This window comes from Streptomyces sp. SN-593 (assembly GCF_016756395.1).
Taxonomy (GTDB): Bacteria; Actinomycetota; Actinomycetes; order Streptomycetales; family Streptomycetaceae; genus Actinacidiphila; species Actinacidiphila reveromycinica.
The window spans coordinates 3,535,870-3,554,142 of sequence record NZ_AP018365.1 but is presented as its reverse complement, the minus strand read 5'-3'; the positions used below and the strand labels follow the sequence as shown (position 1 = coordinate 3,554,142).

18 protein-coding genes are annotated in these 18,273 nt (G+C 74.4%); 6 read left to right on the top strand and 12 right to left on the bottom strand.

Going from position 1 to position 18,273, the window contains the following annotated elements:
* Window positions 1-6 precede the first annotated feature (6 nt).
* Together RVR_RS14660 and RVR_RS14655 are read left to right on the top strand one after the other, a co-directional pair.
* On the top strand, window positions 7-798 hold the full coding sequence (locus RVR_RS14660) for an undecaprenyl diphosphate synthase family protein (RefSeq protein WP_237404744.1): 792 nt from the start codon (window positions 7-9) through the stop codon (window positions 796-798).
* Window positions 799-1,053: 255 nt separating this feature from the next.
* Window positions 1,054-2,124, top strand: coding sequence for an acetylserotonin O-methyltransferase (locus RVR_RS14655; protein WP_237404743.1), 1,071 nt, complete (start codon window positions 1,054-1,056; stop codon window positions 2,122-2,124).
* Window positions 2,125-2,220: 96 nt separating this feature from the next.
* On the opposite strand, the gene RVR_RS14650 is transcribed toward RVR_RS14655, so the two are convergent.
* The 3 genes from RVR_RS14650 to sigJ all read right to left on the bottom strand — a co-directional run bounded on the left by RVR_RS14650 (window position 2,221) and on the right by sigJ (window position 7,253).
* Complete coding sequence (locus RVR_RS14650; protein WP_202234279.1) at window positions 2,221-3,042, bottom strand: AfsR/SARP family transcriptional regulator; 822 nt, start codon at window positions 3,040-3,042, stop codon at window positions 2,221-2,223.
* A 601-nt stretch (window positions 3,043-3,643) separates the two neighbouring features.
* Complete coding sequence (locus RVR_RS14645; RefSeq protein WP_202234278.1) at window positions 3,644-5,725, bottom strand: ATP-binding protein; 2,082 nt, start codon at window positions 5,723-5,725, stop codon at window positions 3,644-3,646.
* A gap of 589 nt (window positions 5,726-6,314) precedes the next feature.
* On the bottom strand, window positions 6,315-7,253 hold the full coding sequence (gene sigJ / locus RVR_RS14640; RefSeq protein WP_202234277.1) for an RNA polymerase sigma factor SigJ: 939 nt from the start codon (window positions 7,251-7,253) through the stop codon (window positions 6,315-6,317).
* Between the two features lie 154 nt (window positions 7,254-7,407).
* On the opposite strand from sigJ, the gene wrbA reads away from it, so the two are divergent.
* Window positions 7,408-8,019, top strand: a complete 612-nt coding sequence (gene wrbA, locus RVR_RS14635) for an NAD(P)H:quinone oxidoreductase (RefSeq protein ID WP_202234276.1) — start codon at window positions 7,408-7,410, stop codon at window positions 8,017-8,019.
* Window positions 8,020-8,172: 153 nt separating this feature from the next.
* Here the strand turns inward: wrbA and RVR_RS14630 are convergent, their stop codons facing one another.
* Both RVR_RS14630 and RVR_RS14625 read right to left on the bottom strand, forming a co-directional pair.
* The gene (locus RVR_RS14630; protein WP_202234275.1) at window positions 8,173-8,811 is read right to left on the bottom strand and encodes a dihydrofolate reductase family protein; all 639 of its coding nucleotides are present in this window, start codon (window positions 8,809-8,811) and stop codon (window positions 8,173-8,175) included.
* Between the two features lie 149 nt (window positions 8,812-8,960).
* Window positions 8,961-9,590, bottom strand: coding sequence for a TetR/AcrR family transcriptional regulator (locus RVR_RS14625; protein ID WP_237404742.1), 630 nt, complete (start codon window positions 9,588-9,590; stop codon window positions 8,961-8,963).
* A 25-nt stretch (window positions 9,591-9,615) separates the two neighbouring features.
* On the opposite strand from RVR_RS14625, the gene RVR_RS14620 reads away from it, so the two are divergent.
* On the top strand, window positions 9,616-10,011 hold the full coding sequence (locus tag RVR_RS14620) for a nuclear transport factor 2 family protein (RefSeq protein ID WP_202234273.1): 396 nt from the start codon (window positions 9,616-9,618) through the stop codon (window positions 10,009-10,011).
* The gene (locus RVR_RS14615) at window positions 10,011-10,931 is read left to right on the top strand and encodes an SDR family oxidoreductase (RefSeq protein WP_202234272.1); all 921 of its coding nucleotides are present in this window, start codon (window positions 10,011-10,013) and stop codon (window positions 10,929-10,931) included. Before RVR_RS14620 ends, RVR_RS14615 begins: the two co-directional genes overlap by 1 nt.
* A gap of 133 nt (window positions 10,932-11,064) precedes the next feature.
* Here RVR_RS14615 and RVR_RS14610 read toward each other — a convergent pair whose 3' ends face one another.
* Both RVR_RS14610 and RVR_RS14605 read right to left on the bottom strand, forming a co-directional pair.
* Window positions 11,065-11,484, bottom strand: a complete 420-nt coding sequence (locus tag RVR_RS14610; protein WP_202234271.1) for a PIN domain nuclease — start codon at window positions 11,482-11,484, stop codon at window positions 11,065-11,067.
* Window positions 11,484-11,750 (bottom strand): type II toxin-antitoxin system VapB family antitoxin, encoded by a 267-nt coding sequence (locus tag RVR_RS14605; protein WP_237404741.1) that lies wholly within the window; start codon window positions 11,748-11,750, stop codon window positions 11,484-11,486. Before RVR_RS14605 ends, RVR_RS14610 begins: the two co-directional genes overlap by 1 nt.
* Window positions 11,751-11,869: 119 nt before the next feature.
* Here RVR_RS14605 and RVR_RS14600 point away from each other — a divergent pair, with 119 nt between their 5' ends.
* On the top strand, window positions 11,870-12,505 hold the full coding sequence (locus RVR_RS14600) for an RDD family protein (RefSeq protein ID WP_202234270.1): 636 nt from the start codon (window positions 11,870-11,872) through the stop codon (window positions 12,503-12,505).
* A gap of 80 nt (window positions 12,506-12,585) precedes the next feature.
* On the opposite strand, the gene RVR_RS14595 is transcribed toward RVR_RS14600, so the two are convergent.
* The 5 genes from RVR_RS14595 to RVR_RS14575 form a co-directional block, all read right to left on the bottom strand.
* A complete protein-coding gene (locus tag RVR_RS14595) occupies window positions 12,586-14,274 on the bottom strand; it encodes an MDR family MFS transporter (RefSeq protein WP_430393135.1) in 1,689 nt (562 codons plus the stop codon).
* Window positions 14,275-14,391: 117 nt separating this feature from the next.
* Window positions 14,392-15,024 carry a MarR family winged helix-turn-helix transcriptional regulator gene (locus tag RVR_RS14590; RefSeq protein ID WP_237404740.1) on the bottom strand — a complete coding sequence of 211 codons (633 nt, stop codon included), beginning with the start codon at window positions 15,022-15,024 and terminating at the stop codon, window positions 14,392-14,394.
* A gap of 159 nt (window positions 15,025-15,183) precedes the next feature.
* Window positions 15,184-15,903 (bottom strand): MgtC/SapB family protein, encoded by a 720-nt coding sequence (locus tag RVR_RS14585; protein WP_202234269.1) that lies wholly within the window; start codon window positions 15,901-15,903, stop codon window positions 15,184-15,186.
* An 82-nt stretch (window positions 15,904-15,985) separates the two neighbouring features.
* A complete protein-coding gene (gene ligD, locus RVR_RS14580) occupies window positions 15,986-16,918 on the bottom strand; it encodes a non-homologous end-joining DNA ligase (protein WP_202234268.1) in 933 nt (310 codons plus the stop codon).
* A gap of 452 nt (window positions 16,919-17,370) precedes the next feature.
* Window positions 17,371-18,231 carry a DNA polymerase ligase N-terminal domain-containing protein gene (locus tag RVR_RS14575; protein WP_202234267.1) on the bottom strand — a complete coding sequence of 287 codons (861 nt, stop codon included), beginning with the start codon at window positions 18,229-18,231 and terminating at the stop codon, window positions 17,371-17,373.
* Window positions 18,232-18,273: the final 42 nt, after the last annotated feature.

Genomic DNA, 18,273 nt, shown 5'->3' with positions numbered 1-18,273 from the left:
GGGCTCGTGGCGCTGAGAATGCTGCGTTCGGCGACGGAGGCCCTGTACGTCCGGCGCCTGACGCGCGCACTGGACGGCGGCCCGCGGCCACGGCACGTCGCCATCCTGCTGGACGCCGACGGCCGGGGGGACCGCGGCACCGGGCAGACCGGCACCGGGCACACCGCCGCCGGCTCCCGCGCCGGCGGCGCGAAGATCCGTGACGTGCTGCGCTGGTGCGACGCCGCGGGCATCCGGCACGTCACCGTGTGGGTGCTCCCCGACGACACCTCCGCCCACCGGACGCCGGACCGGTCCGGGCCGCTGAGCGGCGTCGTCGAGGAGACCGTGGCCTGCATGTGCACGGCCGACGAGGACTGGCGGATCGAGGTGGCGGGCCCCCTGGACCGGCTGCCGGAGGAGACCGTGCGGACCCTGGAGGAGGCGGTCGCGCGCACCGCCAGCCGGACGGGCCTCAGCGTCGGCGTGGCGGTCGGCCGGTCCGGGCGCAGCGAGATCGTGGACACGGTCAGGGCCGCCTTCCGGCAGCACGTCTCCGCCGGCGGCGACCCGCGCGACCTGGCGGAGGACTTCGACCTCCCGGACCTCTCCGGCCACCTCCGCTTCCCGGCTCCGGCGGGCGACGCCGACTTCGTCATCCGCACCTCCGCCGAGCAGCGGCTGTCCGGCTTCCTGCTCCGGCAGCCCGCCTCCGGGGAGGTCCACTTCGTCGAGGTGCTGTGGCCCGACTTCCGCCGGACGGACCTCCTGCGCGCGCTGCGCTCGTACGCGGCCCGGGACCGGGGCCACGACGCGTGACATGACGCCGGACGCGTCCTTCCGCGCCCGCCGCCCGCCGGTACCCGCACCCGCGCCCGTATCCGTACCTGCACCTGCCCGTACCCGCGCCCCCCGGTCGCGCGCCCTTACCCGGGCCGACCGGAGCGGCGCCACAGTCCCGCTCGATCGTCGCTCCAGCACCGCGACCGATACTCGGTGCTCCGAGAGCACGAGGTCCTGGCGTACAGGGCCAGGGCGGGGCCCACCCGAGAAACCGAACCCGAGGGGACAGTTGTGTCCAATGCTGAACGCGTACTCGCCCGGATGCGTGAGTACATGGTGGGGCCCACCCGCTTCATGAACCTCTTCGCGTGCTTCGAGCTCGGCATCGTCGAGGCGCTGCGCAAGGAGTCCGGCCTGACCGCGGCCGAACTCGGCGCCACCGTGGGCGCGAAGCCCGACGCGGTGGAGCAGTTGCTGTACCTGCTGGTCAAGGAGGGCTTCGTCGCCCAGGACGAGGCCACCGGCCGCTACACCCTCGCCGCGCTCGCGGACGTCGCCGACGCCGACCTCCAGCGTGCCCTGACCTTCATGGGCATGGTCAGGACCGGCATGCTCCGGCAGCTCTACTACCTCCCCGAGAGCGTCAGGACCGGCAGCGTGGTCGGCCTGAAGGAGCTCTACGGCTTCGAGGGCACCATGTTCGAGGCGGCGGCCACGGTCGCGGAGGTGCGCGGCGCGTGGGGGCCGCTGGCCCGCAACGAGACCGCCAGCGTCTACCCCTGGTTCTTCGGCAGCTTCGACGTCCCGGCCGGGGCGCGGGTGCTCGACGTGCAGGGCGGCAACGGGCTCGGCGCGATCATGACCTACCAGTCGAAGGGGCCGGACCTCCGGGTGACCACCTTCGACCGGCCCTTCCTCGAAGCCGAGTGCCTGCGGAACTTCGAGGAGCAGGGCCTGTCGGAGCACTGCTCCTTCGCCGGCGGGGACATCCTGGAGTCCCTCCCGACGGGCTACGACGTGATGCTGCTCAAGCACTTCGTGGACATGTACGACAAGGACGACGTCCGCACCATCTTCGGGAACGCCCACCGGGCGCTGGAGCCCGGTGGGCGGATCGTCGTCCTCGCGCCGGTGTATCCCGAGGACGTCGCGGACCCCGGCGACTACCAGGCCGACTTCTTCCCCGCCTACATCCTCGGCTGCGTCATGGGGCGCGGCGGCCTCCAGAAGGCGTCCACCTACCGGCGCTGGCTGGAGGAGAGCGGGTTCGAGGTCACGGGGGTGACCGCCAAGGACCCCGCGGACATCCCGGCGGACGCCATCATCAACCGCGTCGTCATCTCCGCGGTCAAGCGGGGCTGACCGGTCCGGGGGCGCCAGGTCGCCGCGGCCCCCGGAGTCCGGCGGGCCCCTGGAGTCCGGCGGGGCCCGCGGGAACCGCCGGGCCTCCGGGGGGACTCACGCGGCGTAGAGGTCGAAGGTCGAGATGTGGCGAGGCCCCGCGATCACGTCGAGTTGGGGGTCGACCGCCAGCATCGCCTGGTGCAGCCGCTGGATCTGGGGCGAGGGCTCGACGCCCAGTTCCTCGATCAGCCGGATGCGCAGCGTCCGGTAGACCTCCAGGGCCGATCCCTGCCGCCCGGACCGGTACAGCGCCACCATGGCCTGCGAGTGCAGGCCCTCGTGCTGCGGGTGGCGTGCGGTCAGTTCGGTGAGTTCCGGGAGGAGCTGGGTGTGCCGGCCGAGCCGGAGGTCGGCGTCGATCCGCCGCTCGACGGTGCCGAGCCGGCTCTCCTCCAGCCGGAGGACCTCGATCCTGAGGACGGGCCCGACCCGTACGTCGACGAGCGCCGGCCCCTGCCACAGGCCGAGCGCGCGCCGGAAGCGGTCGGCGGCGACGGCGTCGTCGCCGACCTCGAAGGCCGACAGGCCCTCCGCGACCTCGTGTTCGTAGGTGTGCACGTCGACGCTCTCGGCGGGTGTCTCCATCACGTAGCCGTGGTGCCGGGTGGCGAGCACCTCCTTGGCCGTGGCCGGGGTGTCGGGCCCCATGGCGGTGCGGAGGTGCCGGCGTAAGTGCAGGACGTAGGTCTGGAGGGTGGCGAGCGCGCTCTGCGGCGGCTCGGCCCCCCATAACTCCTCCATGAGGGTGGGAACCGGCACCACCTGTCTGGGCCGGAGGGCGAGCAGGGACAGGATCTGCCGCGGTTTGCCGGCCGTCGGCACGATCGACTCCCCGTTGACCTCGGCGCGCAGCGCGCCAAGCAGCTGAATCTTCATGTTTCCCCTGGAATCCGTCAGTTCGCTCGCCATGGTTGATATCGTTGTCGTCACGGACTGTCCTCCGGGTGTTGTCGGGGCGCCCCGGCGCGGCCCGCCCGGCTGCCCCGTCCGCTGGATCCGACGTGCCGCCCACCGCGGTTCCGCGGGCGGGTGACGCGTCGTGCAGGAGGGGGATCCGGGCGGAAGAGCGGTCACTCGGCTCGGAGGGTCGCGTTCCCTCGCGGACATCTCGGTCCGGTGCCGACCGGGGAGAGCGCGTCGGCGGACCGGGCGGTCGGCAGGGACGCTGCGTCACTGCCGACCGCCCGGTCGGCGGAGTGGTGGGAGGGCCCGGCGGTCTCGGACATGCGTCCTCCTGAGTTCCGTGCTGACGCCTGTCTGACGTGGCCGAACCGTTCCGCTGAGGTGCAGGTCCATCAGTGTGGTCCATGGGGCTTGAAGCGGACTGTCCGTCGACTTGGCGTCCGCTTGGCGGTGCGCCGGCGCGGGTGTGCGCGCCGCCCGGCCGCACCGCGCCAACGGGGCGTCAAACAAGCGTCAACCCGGCGTCAAGCCGCGGTGCGGCCGGGCCGCGCGAGCGTCGCGCGGCCCGGCCCCGTCACCCGGGGTCGCCGGGCTCCCGCGCCTTCCTCGGCCGGGCCGCCGCGGTGCGGGCCCGGCGCAGCAGGTGGACCCGGCGCAGCCGCCCCATCTCGTGGAACAGCACGTCGGCGGTCAGGCCGTGGACGAAGGAGTACCAGCCCGGCCGCTGCTGGTCCTCGCGTACCAGGCCCGCGGCGACCAGGGTGCCGACGATCCCGAGCGCCCGCCCGTACTCGGTCGAGGAGACCTCCGCGACGACGTCGACGGTGAAGCCGGGACCGGAGACGGCGGCGACGGACAGCAACTCGCCCGCGGCCGGGGCGAGTCGTGCGACGCGGCCGAGCACCATCTCGCGCACCGGCCCGGGCACCGGTGCCGTGCGGGCCCGGCCCGGGTCGTCCTGGCCGTCGAGTACCTTGACGAGTTCGCGCAGGTAGAACGGGTTGCCGCCGGTGCGGCCCCGTAACTGCCGGGCGGTGGCCGCGCTCACCTCGCGGCGGAGCAGCGCGCTCGCCAGAGCCCGGGTCTCCGCGTCGCTCAGGCCGCCCAGCTCTACGCGCGTCGTCTCCGCTCCTCTCGGCGCCGTCGCCGTCCTGGCCAGGTGCGCCCCCTCGTTGGAGCGGTAGGACACCGCCACCAGGAGGCGGCTGGCCCGCACCGACCCGGTCAGGCGCGCCAGCAGCCGCAGCGACCCCGGGTCCGCCTGGTGCAGCCCGTCGAGGACGATCACCAGCGGCGTGACCTCGGCCGCGCCGATCAGGTAGTCCGCGATCACCTCCAACCGCCGCGAGGTGGCGGCGCCCGGGTCCGCGCCGTCCCGCGGGAGCGGGATCTCCCCGTTGAGCACTTCGGCGACGGCGCTCGGGACGGGGCGCCGCGGGCCGTGGGCACCCGCCATGTCCAGCACCTGCCGCCAGGGCCACAACGGCGGCGTGGCGACGTGGGCCGGGTAGGAACCCCACAGCACCGGCGCGCCCGCCGCCGAGGTCAGGCGCCGCAGCAGGCTGGTCTTGCCGATGCCGGGTTCACCGGACACGGTCACCACCTGTCCCCGCCCGAGCGCCGCCGCCGCCGTCGCCGCGTCCAACTGCCGGAGCGCGTCCTCGCGGCCGACGAAGGCGTCCTCCTCCACGGCTGCCCGGCGCCACGACTGGGCCGGCACGCGGACCCGCGGTGCGACCGCCGGCCGGCCCGGCGAGGTGACGGCCGGGCCGTCCAGGGCCGGACGCCAGTCCAGCGCCGGGGTGTGGCTCAGGATCTCCCGTTCGAGGTGTTGCAGCGCCGGTACGGGGTCGATGCCCAGTTCCTCTCCCAGGCGCCTCTGGTTGGTGCGGAGCACCGCCAGCGCGTCGGCCTGCCGCCCGGACCGGTACAGCGCCAGGCTGAGGAGCTCGCAGCCGTACTCGCGCAGCGGATGGGCCTGCATGAAGCCCTCCAGTTCGGCGGCCGCCATCTCGTGGGCCCCCACGGCCAGCAGCGCCGCGCAGCGCCCCTCCACCACGGACAGCCGCAACTCCTCCAGCCGTGTCACCTCCGCCGCCACATGGACGGACTGGGACACCTCCGTGTACGCCTCGCCGCGCCACCACGCCAGTCCGGCCTCGAACTCGCCGAGCGCCTGGTGCGGTTCGCCCCGGTTCCACGCCTGCCATCCCGAAGTGGCGTGCTGCTCGAAGCGGTTGACGTCCACCTCGACCGCCCGGGCGTCCAACTGGTAGCCCCGGTCGGTGGTGCGCAGCACCGTCGAGGGCGTCCTGGGCGCCCGGCCCGGCTCCAGCACCCTGCGGAGATTGGCCACGTACGCCTGGAGCGAGGTCTTCGCCGAGGGGGGCGGGGACCCGGCCCACAGGGCCTCCAGCATCACGTCCACCGGCACCGGCTGGCCGACCCGGCTGACCAGCAACGCGATCAGCCGGCGCTGCTTGGGCGTCCCCAGGCTCACCGCCCGCCCGGCAACCAGCGCCTCCAACGGGCCCAGGGCTCTGAACTCCACCGCGGGGGGTGCGACGCCCTGTGCCCTGGGCGGCTGTACTCCGGTCCACCGGAATAACTCCGACGGGGTGTCGAACGTGGTCCTAACGAATCTCACGTCAGCCATGTCGTTGATTCTTCCAAGTCGGCGGGGTGGGAAGGTCGAGCGATCTCACGCGGACGACGGTGATGCGTTGGGGCGGAGGCCGTGACCGGAGACGGCGAGGAGGTACGCGGCCCGCTCGCCGGCGCCGCCGTCACCCGGACGGGCCGCCGCCCTTCCCCTCTGTACGTGTGAGGACCCTGTGACACTCATGGGAAAACCCTCGGAAGCGTTCCCGGCGGGAGAACCGGCCGGCGGCCCGGCGGCGAGCGGCCGGGCGGGCGGGACGCGGAGCCGGCCGGAGCCCGTCCGTGAAGGGGCCGTGCGGTCGGGGCCGCTCAGGCGGCCGCGCGCGCCGGCCGGGGACCGCGGAACGGACCGTTCCGCCGGCGCAGCGGGACACCGCGCCTGCACCGTGCCGTCCTGCGCGCCGCGAGGCCGGACCCGGCCCCTCCGCCCGGCCGGCCGTGCCCGCCGCTCCCGTCGCCCACGCCGACCGGGCGGAACCGCGGCGTCCGCACCCCCGCCCGTGGCCGCCTCCGGCCCGCCCCCGAGCCGGGCCGGAGGCGGTGGCCCACCGGCGGCCGGTCGGCCCGGGGCACCCGGGCACCGGTCAGCTCGCCCGCCAGAGCCGGAGCTTGTCGGGATTGAGCACCGCCCAGATCCCTTTGATGCGGTCCCCGTCGACGTCGAACGCCAGCACCGACACACAGACGCCGTCGGCCTGGGCGATCAGTCCCGGCTGGCCGTTGACCATGCTCTCCAGGAACGTCACGCTGGACACCGCGTCGATCCGGTCGGCGAAGAAGCGCGCGACCTGCTCGGCGCCCCGGACCGGGTGGAGCGCGGCCGGCACGAGCCCGCCGCCGTCGCCGGTCGCCGTGGCCTCGGGGTGCAGCAGCCCGATGAGGGCGTCGATGTCCTGGGACTCCCACGCCTGCTTGAACGCCCTGACGGTCGCGGCGCGCCGGGCCGACGGCGCCGCGACGGACTGCGACGCGCGGATGCGCCGCCGGGCCGACGACGCAAGCTGGCGGCACGCCGCGGAGGTCCGGCCGACGATCTCGGCCACCTCCGCGAAGGAGTAGCGGAAGACGTCGTGCAGGATGAACGCGACGCGCTCGGCCGGGGTCATCACGTCGAGCACCACGAGGAACGCCATGTCGACCGACTCGTCGATGGTGACGCGTTCCGCCGGGTCGACCGCGGTGGCGCCGCCCCACCGCCCGCTGATCCACTCCGTGCGGTCGGGCAGCGGCTCGGGGACCCACTCGCCGACGTACTGCTCGCGCCTGGCGCGCGCCGAACCGAGCAGGTCGAGGCAGATGCGGCTGGCGACGGTCGTCAGCCAACTGCCGGGGGACACGATGCCCTTCCGCTGCGCGGGGGCCATGGCGTACCAGCGGGCGCAGGTCTCCTGCACGACGTCCTCGGCCTCGGTCAGCGAGCCGAGGAGCCGGTAGGTGAGGTTGATCAGCCGGGGACGCTCGCTCATGATCGCGCTCAGTCCCGGATCGGACCGCTCGTGCTCGGACCCGGATAAGTAGGTCATGGTCTCGCCGGCTCCCTTGGTCGCTCCGCCCCCGCCCGGCCCGACGGGACGTCCCGGTGAACCGCCGGGTGGGAACGCCGCCTCACATCGCGCAGGGCTACGTCGTCTTAACGGATGAACGAAACACTATCCCGGTGATGAAGGAAGCGAGCCGATGTCGGACTCCGTTAACGTCGCGATCATTTACTACAGTTCCACAGGCAATGTGCATGCCCTGGCGCAGGCGGCCGTCGAGGGCGCGGAGAAGGCCGGCGCGCAGGTGCGGCTGCGCAGGGTCGCGGAGACGGCTCCGCCGGAGGCGGTCAACTCCCGCCAGGAGTGGGCCCAGCACCTCCAGGACACCGCCGACATCGCCCTGGCGAGCCATGACGACCTGACGTGGGCCGACGTGGTGCTCTTCGGCACCCCCACCCGTTTCGGCAACCCGGCCAGCCAGTTGCGGGCGTTCATCGAGACCACCGGTCCGCTGTGGTTCGAGGGCAAGCTCGCGGGCAAGGTGTACTCGGCGTTCGCCGCCTCCAACACCGCCCACGGCGGCCAGGAGTCCACCATCCTGGCGCTGGCGAACACCTTCTACCACTGGGGCGGCGTCATCGTGCCCCCCGGCTACACCGACCCCGTCCAGTTCCAGGCGGGCAACCCCTACGGCACGTCCCACGTGGCCGGCGAGGGCATGCCCGGTGACGTGACGTTGCAGGCGGCCCGCCACCAGGCCCGCCGTGCGGTCGAGATCGCGGCCGCGCTCAAGGCCGGCGGCGCCGCCTGACGCGCGCCCGACGGGGCCGCCGCTGAGCGGCCCGCCACTCCCGTCCACCGCCCCCGGCTGCCGCCAGGGGCGGCGGACGCGTTTCCCGCGTCCGGTGTTCCCGCGTTCCGCGTTTCCCGCGCTTTCCGGACTCGGTACCCCGTCAGGGGGCGGTCACCGGTCGAGGCCGCGGTCGGGGGCGGACATGTCGCCCGTCCCGGGGGTGCCCTCCGCGAGGCCGTAGCGCAGGTGGACGGTGCCCTTCGGGCCCGCGGCCGGCGGGTCCAGGAGCGTGAGGCTGGTGGGCACCGCGCCTCCGTCGAACAGCTTCTTCCCGACGCCCAGCACGATCGGGTGCACCCACAGGTCGAGGCGGTCGAAGAGCTTCTCGCGCAGCAGGGACTGCACCAGGTCCAGGCTCCCGACGACCTTCACGTTCCGGTGCCGGTCGCGGACCTCGCGCACCGCGCCCGCCAGATCCGGGCCGAGCTGCGTGGACCCGGCCCACGCGAGGTCGGGGCGGCCGCGCGAGGCCACGTACTTCGGGATGCCGTTGAAGAGCGTGGCGATCGCGTTGTCCTCGCCGCCCTCCTGGTGCGGCCAGTACGCGGCGAAGATGTCGTACGTGCGCCGGCCGAGCAGGAGGGCGTCCGTGCCCTCGTACGCCGCGGCGATCTGCGCTCCGGTGACCTCGTCCACCAAGGGCGCCTGCCAGCCCCCGAACGGGAACCCCTCCGGGTCCTCGTCCGGGCCGCCGGGGGCCTGCCCGACGAGGTCGAGCGTGGTGAACAGTTCGATGTGGATGAGGCCCATGGCTCGCTCCTGAGGTGTCGGGGTCCCAAGGGGCGTCCTGCCGGGTCCTCCGCCGGGCGCCCTGTCAGGGGGGTAGACGCCCGGGCGGCCCCGGACTCATCGCTGGTCGGTCGTGGACGTCGTGCCCGGACCGGCCGCGCCGGCCGGGCTCAGACGGTGAGCACGCGCCGTGCCAGCGCCGCCAGGTCACCGCGGATGTCGGCGGGGGAGCGGCCGGACGCGAGCAGCTCGTCGAGCAGGTCCACCCGCAGGGCCCCGAGCAGGACGTGCGCGGTGTAGTCGGCGGAGGCGGCCGACTCGACTGCGGGGGGACCGATCTCCTCGACCATCCCGCGCAGCGTGTCGTGCATCCACACGTAGTGGGGCGACGTGAGCAGCCCGGAGCCCGCCAGTTCGCGCGCGGCGGTGAGGTGCCGGTGGGCGAACTTGAACGACACCAGCGCGTCGAGCACCGCCAGCACCCGTTCGAGGGGCGGCACCTCGGGGCCGACGGGCGAGCCCTCCCGTTCGAGTTCGGCGCGCAGCGGGGCCGCCTGCGCGGCGAAGAGCGCGTCGAGCAGGCCGTCACGGCTGCCGAAGGCGCGGAACAGGGTGCCCTTGCCGACGCCCGCGGCCGCGGCGATGTCGTCCATGGTGACCGCCTTGGGCGCGTTGGCCCCGGCGAACAGGCGCTCCGCCGCAGCCAGGACGAGCTCGCGGGGGAACGAGGGCCGGCCGGGCCGCCGCCCCCCAGTTTCGGACTGCCGGTCCGTATTGGTGGTACGGTGTTCAGGACTCACAGTCCGAATCGTAGGGGAGGTTCTCATGCCGACCAACACCCTTCCTCCGTGGTTGTCCGACGCCATGGAGGGACTGGCCGCGGGCGACGTCGACGCCTGGACGGACACGCTCACCGAGGACGCGGTGCACGAGTTCCCGTTCGCCGCGCCCGGGGCGCCCGAGCGCATCGAGGGCCGGGAGGCCATCCGGGCCTACCTGACCGTGGTCCTCGGGCACGTGCGCTTCGGCACCCTCAGCGGGGTGCGGGCCCGCGAGATCGGCGACGAGGTCGTGGTGGAGGCCGAGGGGCACCACCACGACGCCGCCGGCGGTGACCCGTTCGACCTGCGCTACGTCTGGATCATCACCCTGCGCGACGGCCGGATGGCGCGGATCCGCGACTACATGGGCCCGCGGCGGCCGGGCGGCGGGGCGGCCTGATGCGCGTCTTCGTCACCGGCGGCTCGGGTTTCGTCGGCGGCGCCGTCGTACGCGACCTGGTCGGCGCCGGCCACCAGGTGCTCGGGCTCGCCCGGTCCGACGCGTCCGCCGCCGTGCTCGCGGCGGCCGGCGCGACGCCGCACCGCGGTTCGCTGGAGGACCTGGACAGCCTGCGGGCCGGGGCGTCCGGGGCCGACGGCGTCGTGCACACCGCCTTCGACACCGCCGACCTGGCGCGGTTCGCCGAGAACGGCCGGACGGAGCGGTCCGCGCTGCGGGCGATCGGCGGCGTACTGGCCGGCAGCGGCCGCCCGCTGGTGGTCACGGCCGGGTTCGCGCCGGTGGTCCCGGAACAACCGGGACGGCCCGTCACCGAGGACGACCTGCCGCGGCCCGCGGGGCCGTTCGGCCGCGACGCCGAGCTGACCGCCGCGGCCCTCGTCGAGGACGGTGTGTGCGTGTCGGTGGTGCGCCTGCCCTGCGTGCACGGCGACGGCGACCGGTTCACCGTCCCCCGCTACATCGACGTCGCCGTCCGCACGGGGGTCTCGGCGTACGTCGGCGACGGCGGCAACCGCTGGCCCGCCGTCCACCACGCGGACGCCGCCCGCGTCTACCGGCTCGCGCTCGAAGCGGCGGTCCCCGGGGCGCGCCACCACGCGGTGGCGGAGGAGGGGGTGCCCTTCCGGGACGTCGCCGAGGTCATCGGCCGCCGCCTCTGCGTCCCGGTGACCTCCCTCGGCGCCGACGAGGCGGCCGCGCACTTCGGCGTCCTCGCGTACTTCGCGCAGTCCGACGGCCCCGCGTCCAGCACGCTCACCCGGCAGCGGCTCGGCTGGGAGCCCGTGGGCCCGGGACTCCTGCGCGACATCGACCGCCCGTCCTACTACACCGCGCCGGCGGCCCCCCGCCCCACCTGATTCCCCACTCCGCCCCGGAGCCCCCGGCCTGATCGGCTGCGGCAACCAGCGCCCCCCGCCCGGCCGCGAGGAGTCCGGATCCGTGGGGACGTCGGTGCGAACTCCGGAAAGAGGGGGTCGGCGTGGGGGGCGCTCAGCGGTCGGCGGTGCCGAGCGGGACGACCCATCGGGTGGGCTGACCGGTGAGGGAGGCGATCATGTCGAAGTCGCCGTCGTAGTGGAGCACGGTCCGGCCGTTCAGCGCGGCGGTGGCGGCGATCAGCAGGTCCGGAAGGGACAGGGCGCGGTGGAAGCCCGCGTCGAGCGCATGGCGCTGGATCTCCAGGGCCCGGCTGAAGGCGTCCTCGTCGGTCGGCAGGTAGTCGAAGGCGTGGAGCCAGGTGCTGATGCGGGTCGCCTCCGTGGTGTCCCGCGCCGAGTGCACCATCTCGTACTCGGTGGGTTGGCAGACGGCGAGGAGGCAGCGCTCGTGGAGCGGCGTGAGGACGGTCTTCACCCCGGGCTTCGTCCAGCGTGCCAGGGCGGACTGGTCGATCAGGTAGCGGTCCTGCATCAGGCGGCGGGGTCGCCGTTCTGACCGTTGTGGCGCTTCAGGGAGCCGTCGGCGTCGCGCGGGCCGGTGGTCTCCACGATCTCGCTGAAGTCGAGTTCGCCTGCGTCCATGGCGTCGAAGAACTCCTGCCGCAGATGGCGCTTGACGGCGTCCTCCATGGCGAGGCGGACAGCCTTCGCCTTCGTCTTCGTGCCGTGCTCCGGGCCCTCCCGCGCCGGTCGGTCGGGGACGCCGTCAACGCCCTTGTGGTTCCCCGGAGATGGCATCGCGGCGCAGACTTGGGAAGATCTTGGTGGGGGCGTCCGGGAAGGTTGTGCCAGGATCGCCCCGCCGGCTGCGCGGTGCCCGGCGTGCGCACCGCCTGTGACGTCGAGAGTGGGGAGCGATGGAGACGTTGGAGGGCATGCGCGGAGCGGACCGGATCGCGCGGGTCGAGCGGGCCCGCGAGGCGCAGCGCAAGCGGCACCCGCTCACGGCGGAACCCCCTGCGCACTCCCGCACGGCATACGCCTGCGCGGGGCTGGCCGGCCGGGCTCCGACGGGTGGCGGCGACGTCACCACCGTCGAACTGGCCGCCACCGGACGGCGCTTCACCGCGCTGGTGCTCGACCTGGTGATCGCCGCGGCCTCCCTCGCCGCGCCCGGAACACTCGCCGCCGGGCTCCAGTACTCGGTGGACCCCGACGGCCAGGGCTGGTTCCTGCTCGCCTTCTGGCTGCTCGGGTTCGTCTGGCTGACGTTCTACGGCGCCGTGTTCGCGACGCTCTGGGGCGGTACCCCCGGGATGCTGCTGACCGGGCTGCGCGTGGCCCGCCTCTGGGACGGCCACGCGCGGCCGACCTGGCGGCAGGCGGTGCGGCGGGCGCGCTCCATGGCGGTGATGGGCTGGCTGGTCCCGCTGCTGAACGTCGTGGTCGTGCTCAGCCGGCTCGGCAACGTCCTCACCGAGCGGCCCTACCACCACGGCGCCTTCGACACCGCCGCCCGCACCGTGGTGGTCCGCCGCCCGCGCCGCCCCTGACCGTACCCGCGGGGGCGGGTCGGCAGGGGCGGCAGCGGCGGTGCTCCGTACGTGCGGCCCGTGGCTTCCTGCCCCGGCGCCTACAGCTCCTTGGCCGCGGCCGCCTCGGCCTCGGCCTGGGCGCGGGCCTGGGCGCCGGAGAGCCTGCGGAGCGGGACCTCCTTGATGGTGAGCATCAGGAGGAAGGCGAGCACGGCGACCCCGGCGACGATGATGAACACCAGGTGCATCGAGTCGGCGAACCCCTGCTTGAAGGGCGCGGCCAGCGCCGGGTCGAGGCGCTTGAGGAAGGACGAGTCGGTGACCACCGACCTGGCGCTCTGCGGCGACAGCGCGTCCGGGTGCTCGGCGAGCGCCTTCTGGAAGTCCGGGTGCGTCTTCGCCCTGCCGAGCGCCGTGGTGATCTTGCCGCCGACCGTGCTGAAGAGCACGGACAGGAAGATCGCGGTGCCCGCGGTGCCGCCGAGCTGGCGGAAGAACGTCGCCGACGCGGTCGCGGTGCCCATGTCCTGCGGTGGGACCGCGTTCTGCACCGCCAGCACCAGCGTCTGCATGGTCAGGCCGAGCCCGGCGCCCATCAGCGCCATGAACACCATGGTCTCGGGCAGCGGGGTGTTCCACTGCACCTTGTAGTGGAACAGCAGCATGGAGACGATCATCAGCGCGGTGCCGATCACCGGGAAGATCTTGTAGCGCCCCGTCCTGGAGACGATCTGGCCGGTGCCGATCGAGGCGCTCATCATTCCGAGCATCAGCGGCAGCATCTCCAGACCCGACCTGGTCGGGCTCGCGCCCTTCACGATCTGGAGGTACTGCGGGATCATCAGCATCCCGCCGAACATCACCATGCCGACCAGCAGGCTGAGCAGGCTGGTCCGGCTGAAGACGGTGTTGCGGAACAGCCGCATCGGGATCAGCGCCTCGTCGCCCATGCGCCGCTCGACGAGGACCCAGGCGACCACCCCGACGACGCCGACCACGTAGCAGACCAGGGCCCGCGCGGAGAGCCAGCCCCACGACTCGCCCTGCTCGGCGATGAGCAGCAGCGGCACCACGCCGAGCACGATGGTCAGCGCGCCCCACCAGTCGATGCGGTGCTCGCGCCGGGTGTGCGGCACGTTGAGCACCCTCGCCACGACGAAGAGCCCGATGATGCCGATCGGCACGTTCACCAGGAACACCCAGCGCCAGCCGGCGATCGCCAGCACCGAGGACTGGCCGGCGAGGAACCCGCCGATCAGCGGCCCGGCCACGCTGGAGGTGGCGAAGACCGCGAGGATGTAGCCCTGGTAGCGGGCCCGTTCGCGCGGCGGCACGATGTCGCCGATGATCGCCAGCGCCAGTGACATCAGACCGCCGGCCCCGATGCCCTGGAAGGCGCGGAAGACCGCCAGTTCGATCATCGAGGTGGAGAAGGTGCACAGCACCGAGCCCACGATGAAGATGCTGATCGCGGCGATGAAGTACGGCTTGCGGCCGTGTATGTCGGACAGCTTGCCGTAGAGCGGGGTGGTGATGGTCGACGTGATCAGGTAGGCGGTGGTGGTCCACGCCTGCTGGTTCAGGCCGTGCAGGTCGTCGGCGATGGTGCGGATCGCGGTGCTGACGATGGTCTGGTCGAGCGCGGCCAGGAACATGCCCAGCATCAGGCCGCTGAGGATGGTCAGGATCTGGCGGTGGGTCAGCCCGCCCGGCGCCGGGCCGGCCGCGGGCGCCGGGGGGTTCGAGGCCGCCCCTGACGGTGGTGAGGTCCGGCTGCTACTGCTCACTTCGCTGCTCTCCTCGATCTGACCCGGGGTGCGGGCCCGGCAGTGGTGCGGAAGTCGGAGGGGGTGGCGGCGGCGCCGCCCGGTGCGCGCGCGCCCGGCGTGGGCGCGGCGGCGCGGTCATGGCCGGGGCGCGGCGGGGCCCTGCTGGTGGCCGGGCGCGCACACGGGCCGCACGTGCAGCTCGCCGAAGTCGTCGTTGAAGCGGGCCAGCAGGCGGCCGAACTCCCTGCGGTCCCGGCTCGGCCAGGAGGCGAGCGCGTCGGCCAGCTTCTGGTCGCGCTGCGCGCGGTAGCGCTCCACCGCGGCGAGCCCCTGCCCGGTGGGGGAGAGCAGGGCGCCGCGGCCGTCCTCGGGATCGGGGCGCCGCTCGACCAGGCCCCGCTCGACCAGCGAGCGGATCTGCCGGCTCACGGTGGACAGGTCGAGCAGGGTGTCGGCGGCGAGGTCGGTGGCCCTGCGCGGACCGCCCTCGGTGAGCCGCCCCAGCAGCAGCCGGTCGCCCCACCCCTCGTCCCGCACCCGCTGCTTCCACGCCCCGACCAGCCGCATCAGCCGGGCCATCTCGTCGCCGACGGCGGCGCTCTCCATGACGACGTCGGCGGGGTGGGCCGCGTCGGGTCCGGGGGAGGCGGCGCCGGTCGGGGCCGTGCTCCCGGTCGTGGTGCCGGTCGTGGTGCCGGTCGCGCCCGCGGTTCCGGTCGCGCCCGCGGTTCCGGTCGGGTCCGCGGTGGCGGTGGCGGTGGGGTCCACGCTCCCGGTCGTGTCCAGGGGCGCGGTGCTCCGCGCCGTCCCGCTCGTCTGCGTGTCCGTCGTCCTCGCCCCCTGTTGTCCGATAAGTATTTGTTTGCCTTCAGCAACTTATATTAATTGCTGGAGGCAAGCAACTGAATGGGAGGGGGCGCCCGGAAGCTACTCGATGGCGTCGTCCTGCGTCGTGCTCACCCGGTGCACGCCCTCGATCTCCGCGAGCGCCGACGCGAGCTCCACCACCGGCCGCGGCCCCTGCACCGTCAGGTGCACCGTGACGCCGCCGCGGTGCTCGGGTTCGTGGTCGTGCTCGGCGGACAGGTCGACGACGTTGAAGCCCATGCTCGTGCAGGACTCCAACGCGGTCCGCAGCACCCCGCGGCCGTCCTCGTAGTCCAGCCTCAGCCAGGCGGGGGACCGGGTCGAGCCGGGGATGCGGGCGGCCAGCGGCGCGAAGCCGAGCACGATCAGGAAGTGCGCGCCCGCCACGACCAGCGCCAGCACCGGCAGCCCGGCGCCCGCCGCCATGCCGATCGCGGCCGTCATCCACACCACCGCCGCCGTGGTCAGCCCCCGCACCACGTCCTGCCGGACGAAGATCAGCCCGCCGCCGATGAAGCCGATACCGGAGACGATCTGGGCCGCCACCCGCGAGGGGTCCAGCACGGTGTGGCCGCCGAGCACGTCGCTGAAGCCGTACTTCGACACCAGCATGATCAGCGCCGCACCGAGCCCGACGAGCGTGTGGGTGCGCATCCCCGCGCTCTTCTGCCGCACCTCGCGTTCGAGCCCGATCGCCGCCGACAGCACGAACGCGAGCCCCAACTCCCCGATCTGCGACCAGCCCTGACCGGTCGCTTCGCCCCACATCGCCAGTTCCATCCCGCCACTGTAGTGACCACCCGTCGTGGCGACCGGCCGCCCGGGCCCGCCGCGCCCGCGCCCCTCCCGCACCGTGCGCGGGTCAGCCGGGCGGCTCCTCGCGGACCACGTCCGCCGGGTCCCTGTCGTCGCGCAGGCCCAGGAACCGGGGGTGGCGCAGCATCCCGTCCCGGGTCCACTCGGTGAAGGCGACCTGCGCCACGAGCGCCGGCTCGGCCCAGTGCGCGGACCGCTCGCGCACCGGGTCGGCGAAGGGGCTGGCGGCCCGCGCGAGCCCGTCCAGCCGCGCCCGCAACTGCCGCAGCACCCGGTCCCGGTACCCGGTGCCCACCTTCCCCGCGTAGCGCAGCGCGCCGTCCGCGTCGTGGTAGCCCAGCAGCAGCGCGCCGAACCCGATCCGCGAACCGGCCGGCTCGGTGAAGCCGCCGACCACGAACTCCTGCCCGGCCGCGCACTTCAGCTTCAGCCAGTCCCGCGACCGGCGCGGCTGGTACGCGGCGTCCGCGCGCTTGGCGATCAGCCCCTCCCAGCCCCGCGCGCAGGCGTCGGCGAGCAGCGCCGGGGTGTCGCCGTCGTGGTTGCGGTGCGGGGTGAAGCGCAGCGGGCCGCCGTACTCCAGCGCGTCCCGCAGCAGCGTCTTGCGGGTCCGCTGCGGCACCCGGGAGGTGTCCCAGCCGGCCAGCGCCAGCACGTCGAACACGTAGTAGTGCACCGCCACCGGGCTGGCCCGCACCGCCCGCGGATCGGTCAGCCCCATCCGCTGCTGGAGCAGCGCGAAGTCGGTACGGCCCGACCGCAGCGCCACCACCTCGCCGTCGACGGTGAAGTCCGCGCACCGCTGCGCCGCGAGCGCCGCCACGACCTCGGGATAGGTCGCGCTGACGTCCCGCCCGGTGCGCGACAGCAGCCGCACCCCGTCCGCGTCGCGCACCGCCAGCACCCGTACGCCGTCGAGCTTGCGCTCGAAGAGCCAGCTCCCGTCGTACGAGCGGCGGTCGGTGGGGGTGGCCAGCATCGGCCGGACCGGCGTGCCGGCGCGGTGCGCGGGGACCGGGCGCAGCAGCCGCGCCGGTACGGCGGAGGAGAGCGAGGCGGGGGAGGGCGAGGTGGGCGAAGTGGGGGGTTCGGGGGAGGGCGGGGTGGTGGACGTAGAGGCGGGGGAGCGGGGGTTCCCGACGCCCCCGGGGTTCCCGGCGGTGGAGCCGGGCCGGGCGGAGGCGCCCGGGTCGGAGGCCGTTCCGGCGGGGCCGCGGGGCGGGCGGGCGCGGCGGTCGGCGGAGGCGGGGGAGGCGGGGGAGGCGCCCGGGTCGGCCCCGGAGGAATGTCCGGCCGCGGGACCGGGACGGCCGCCCGTTCCGGCGGGGCCGCCGTGCCTTCGGGGGCGGTGGCCGGGGGAACGGCCGCGGCCGGCGGAAGGGCCGCCGTCAGGGAAGGGGCCGCCGTCAGGGAAGGTGTCCCGGGCGGCGGTCAACGGTCCGAGTGCCAGGTCGGGCCGCCCGCCTCGGCCACCTGCGCGAGGGTGCGGCCGGTCCGCGTGCTGCGGGCCAGGTGCGGGTCGGGGGTGCCACGGCCGCGGGAGCGCGGATCGGCGCCGCCCGGCTGGGCCGGGGTCTGACCCGGCGCGGGGGGACGGCGCGCGCGGCTACGGCGGGCGGCGGCGCGCCCTCCCCCGCGCGGGCCCTCCTCCGCGGACCGGACCAGCAGCCACGCCTCGCCGCGGGCGTGCCCGCTCTCGTCCTCGGTGCCGGGCTCGCCCTTGCGGAAACGGGTCAGCGACCAGCGCCCGCGCAGCTTCCCGCCGACCAGCCGGAAGGACGCGTGGCCGCGCGCCAGGGCCTCGGCGAAGGGGATCTCGCGGCCGGACCGGTCGGTGCTCGCGTTGCGGTAGCCGCCCGCGTCCCAGACGATCACCGTCCCGCCGCCGTACTCGCCCGCCTCGATCACGCCCTCGAAGTCGCGGTACTCCATGGGGTGGTCCTCGGTCGGCACCGCGAGCCGCTTGTCCCGCGGATCGGTCGAGGGGCCCTTGGGCACCGCCCAGGACTTGAGCACACCGTCGACCTCCAGCCGGAAGTCGAAGTGGGTGCGGGTCGCGTCGTGGATCTGCACGACGTACGCGGGGCCGCCGCCCGCGGGGGCGCGGCCGCCGCGCGGTTCGGCGGTCCGGCCGAAGTCGCGCTTGCGGTGGTAGGCCGCGAGCCGGTCTCGGCGGTCGTCGCCCCGGGCGGTACGGCGTCCGGCGCGGTCGCTGCCGCCGGCGCTACCGGTGCCGCCGGTCTCGCCGGCGGGGTCGCGGTCCGGGGTGTTCGAGGTGTCCGAAGCGGTCACGGCGCCTCCTCGCTGCTGCGACGTGCTCCTGCCGTCCCTCCC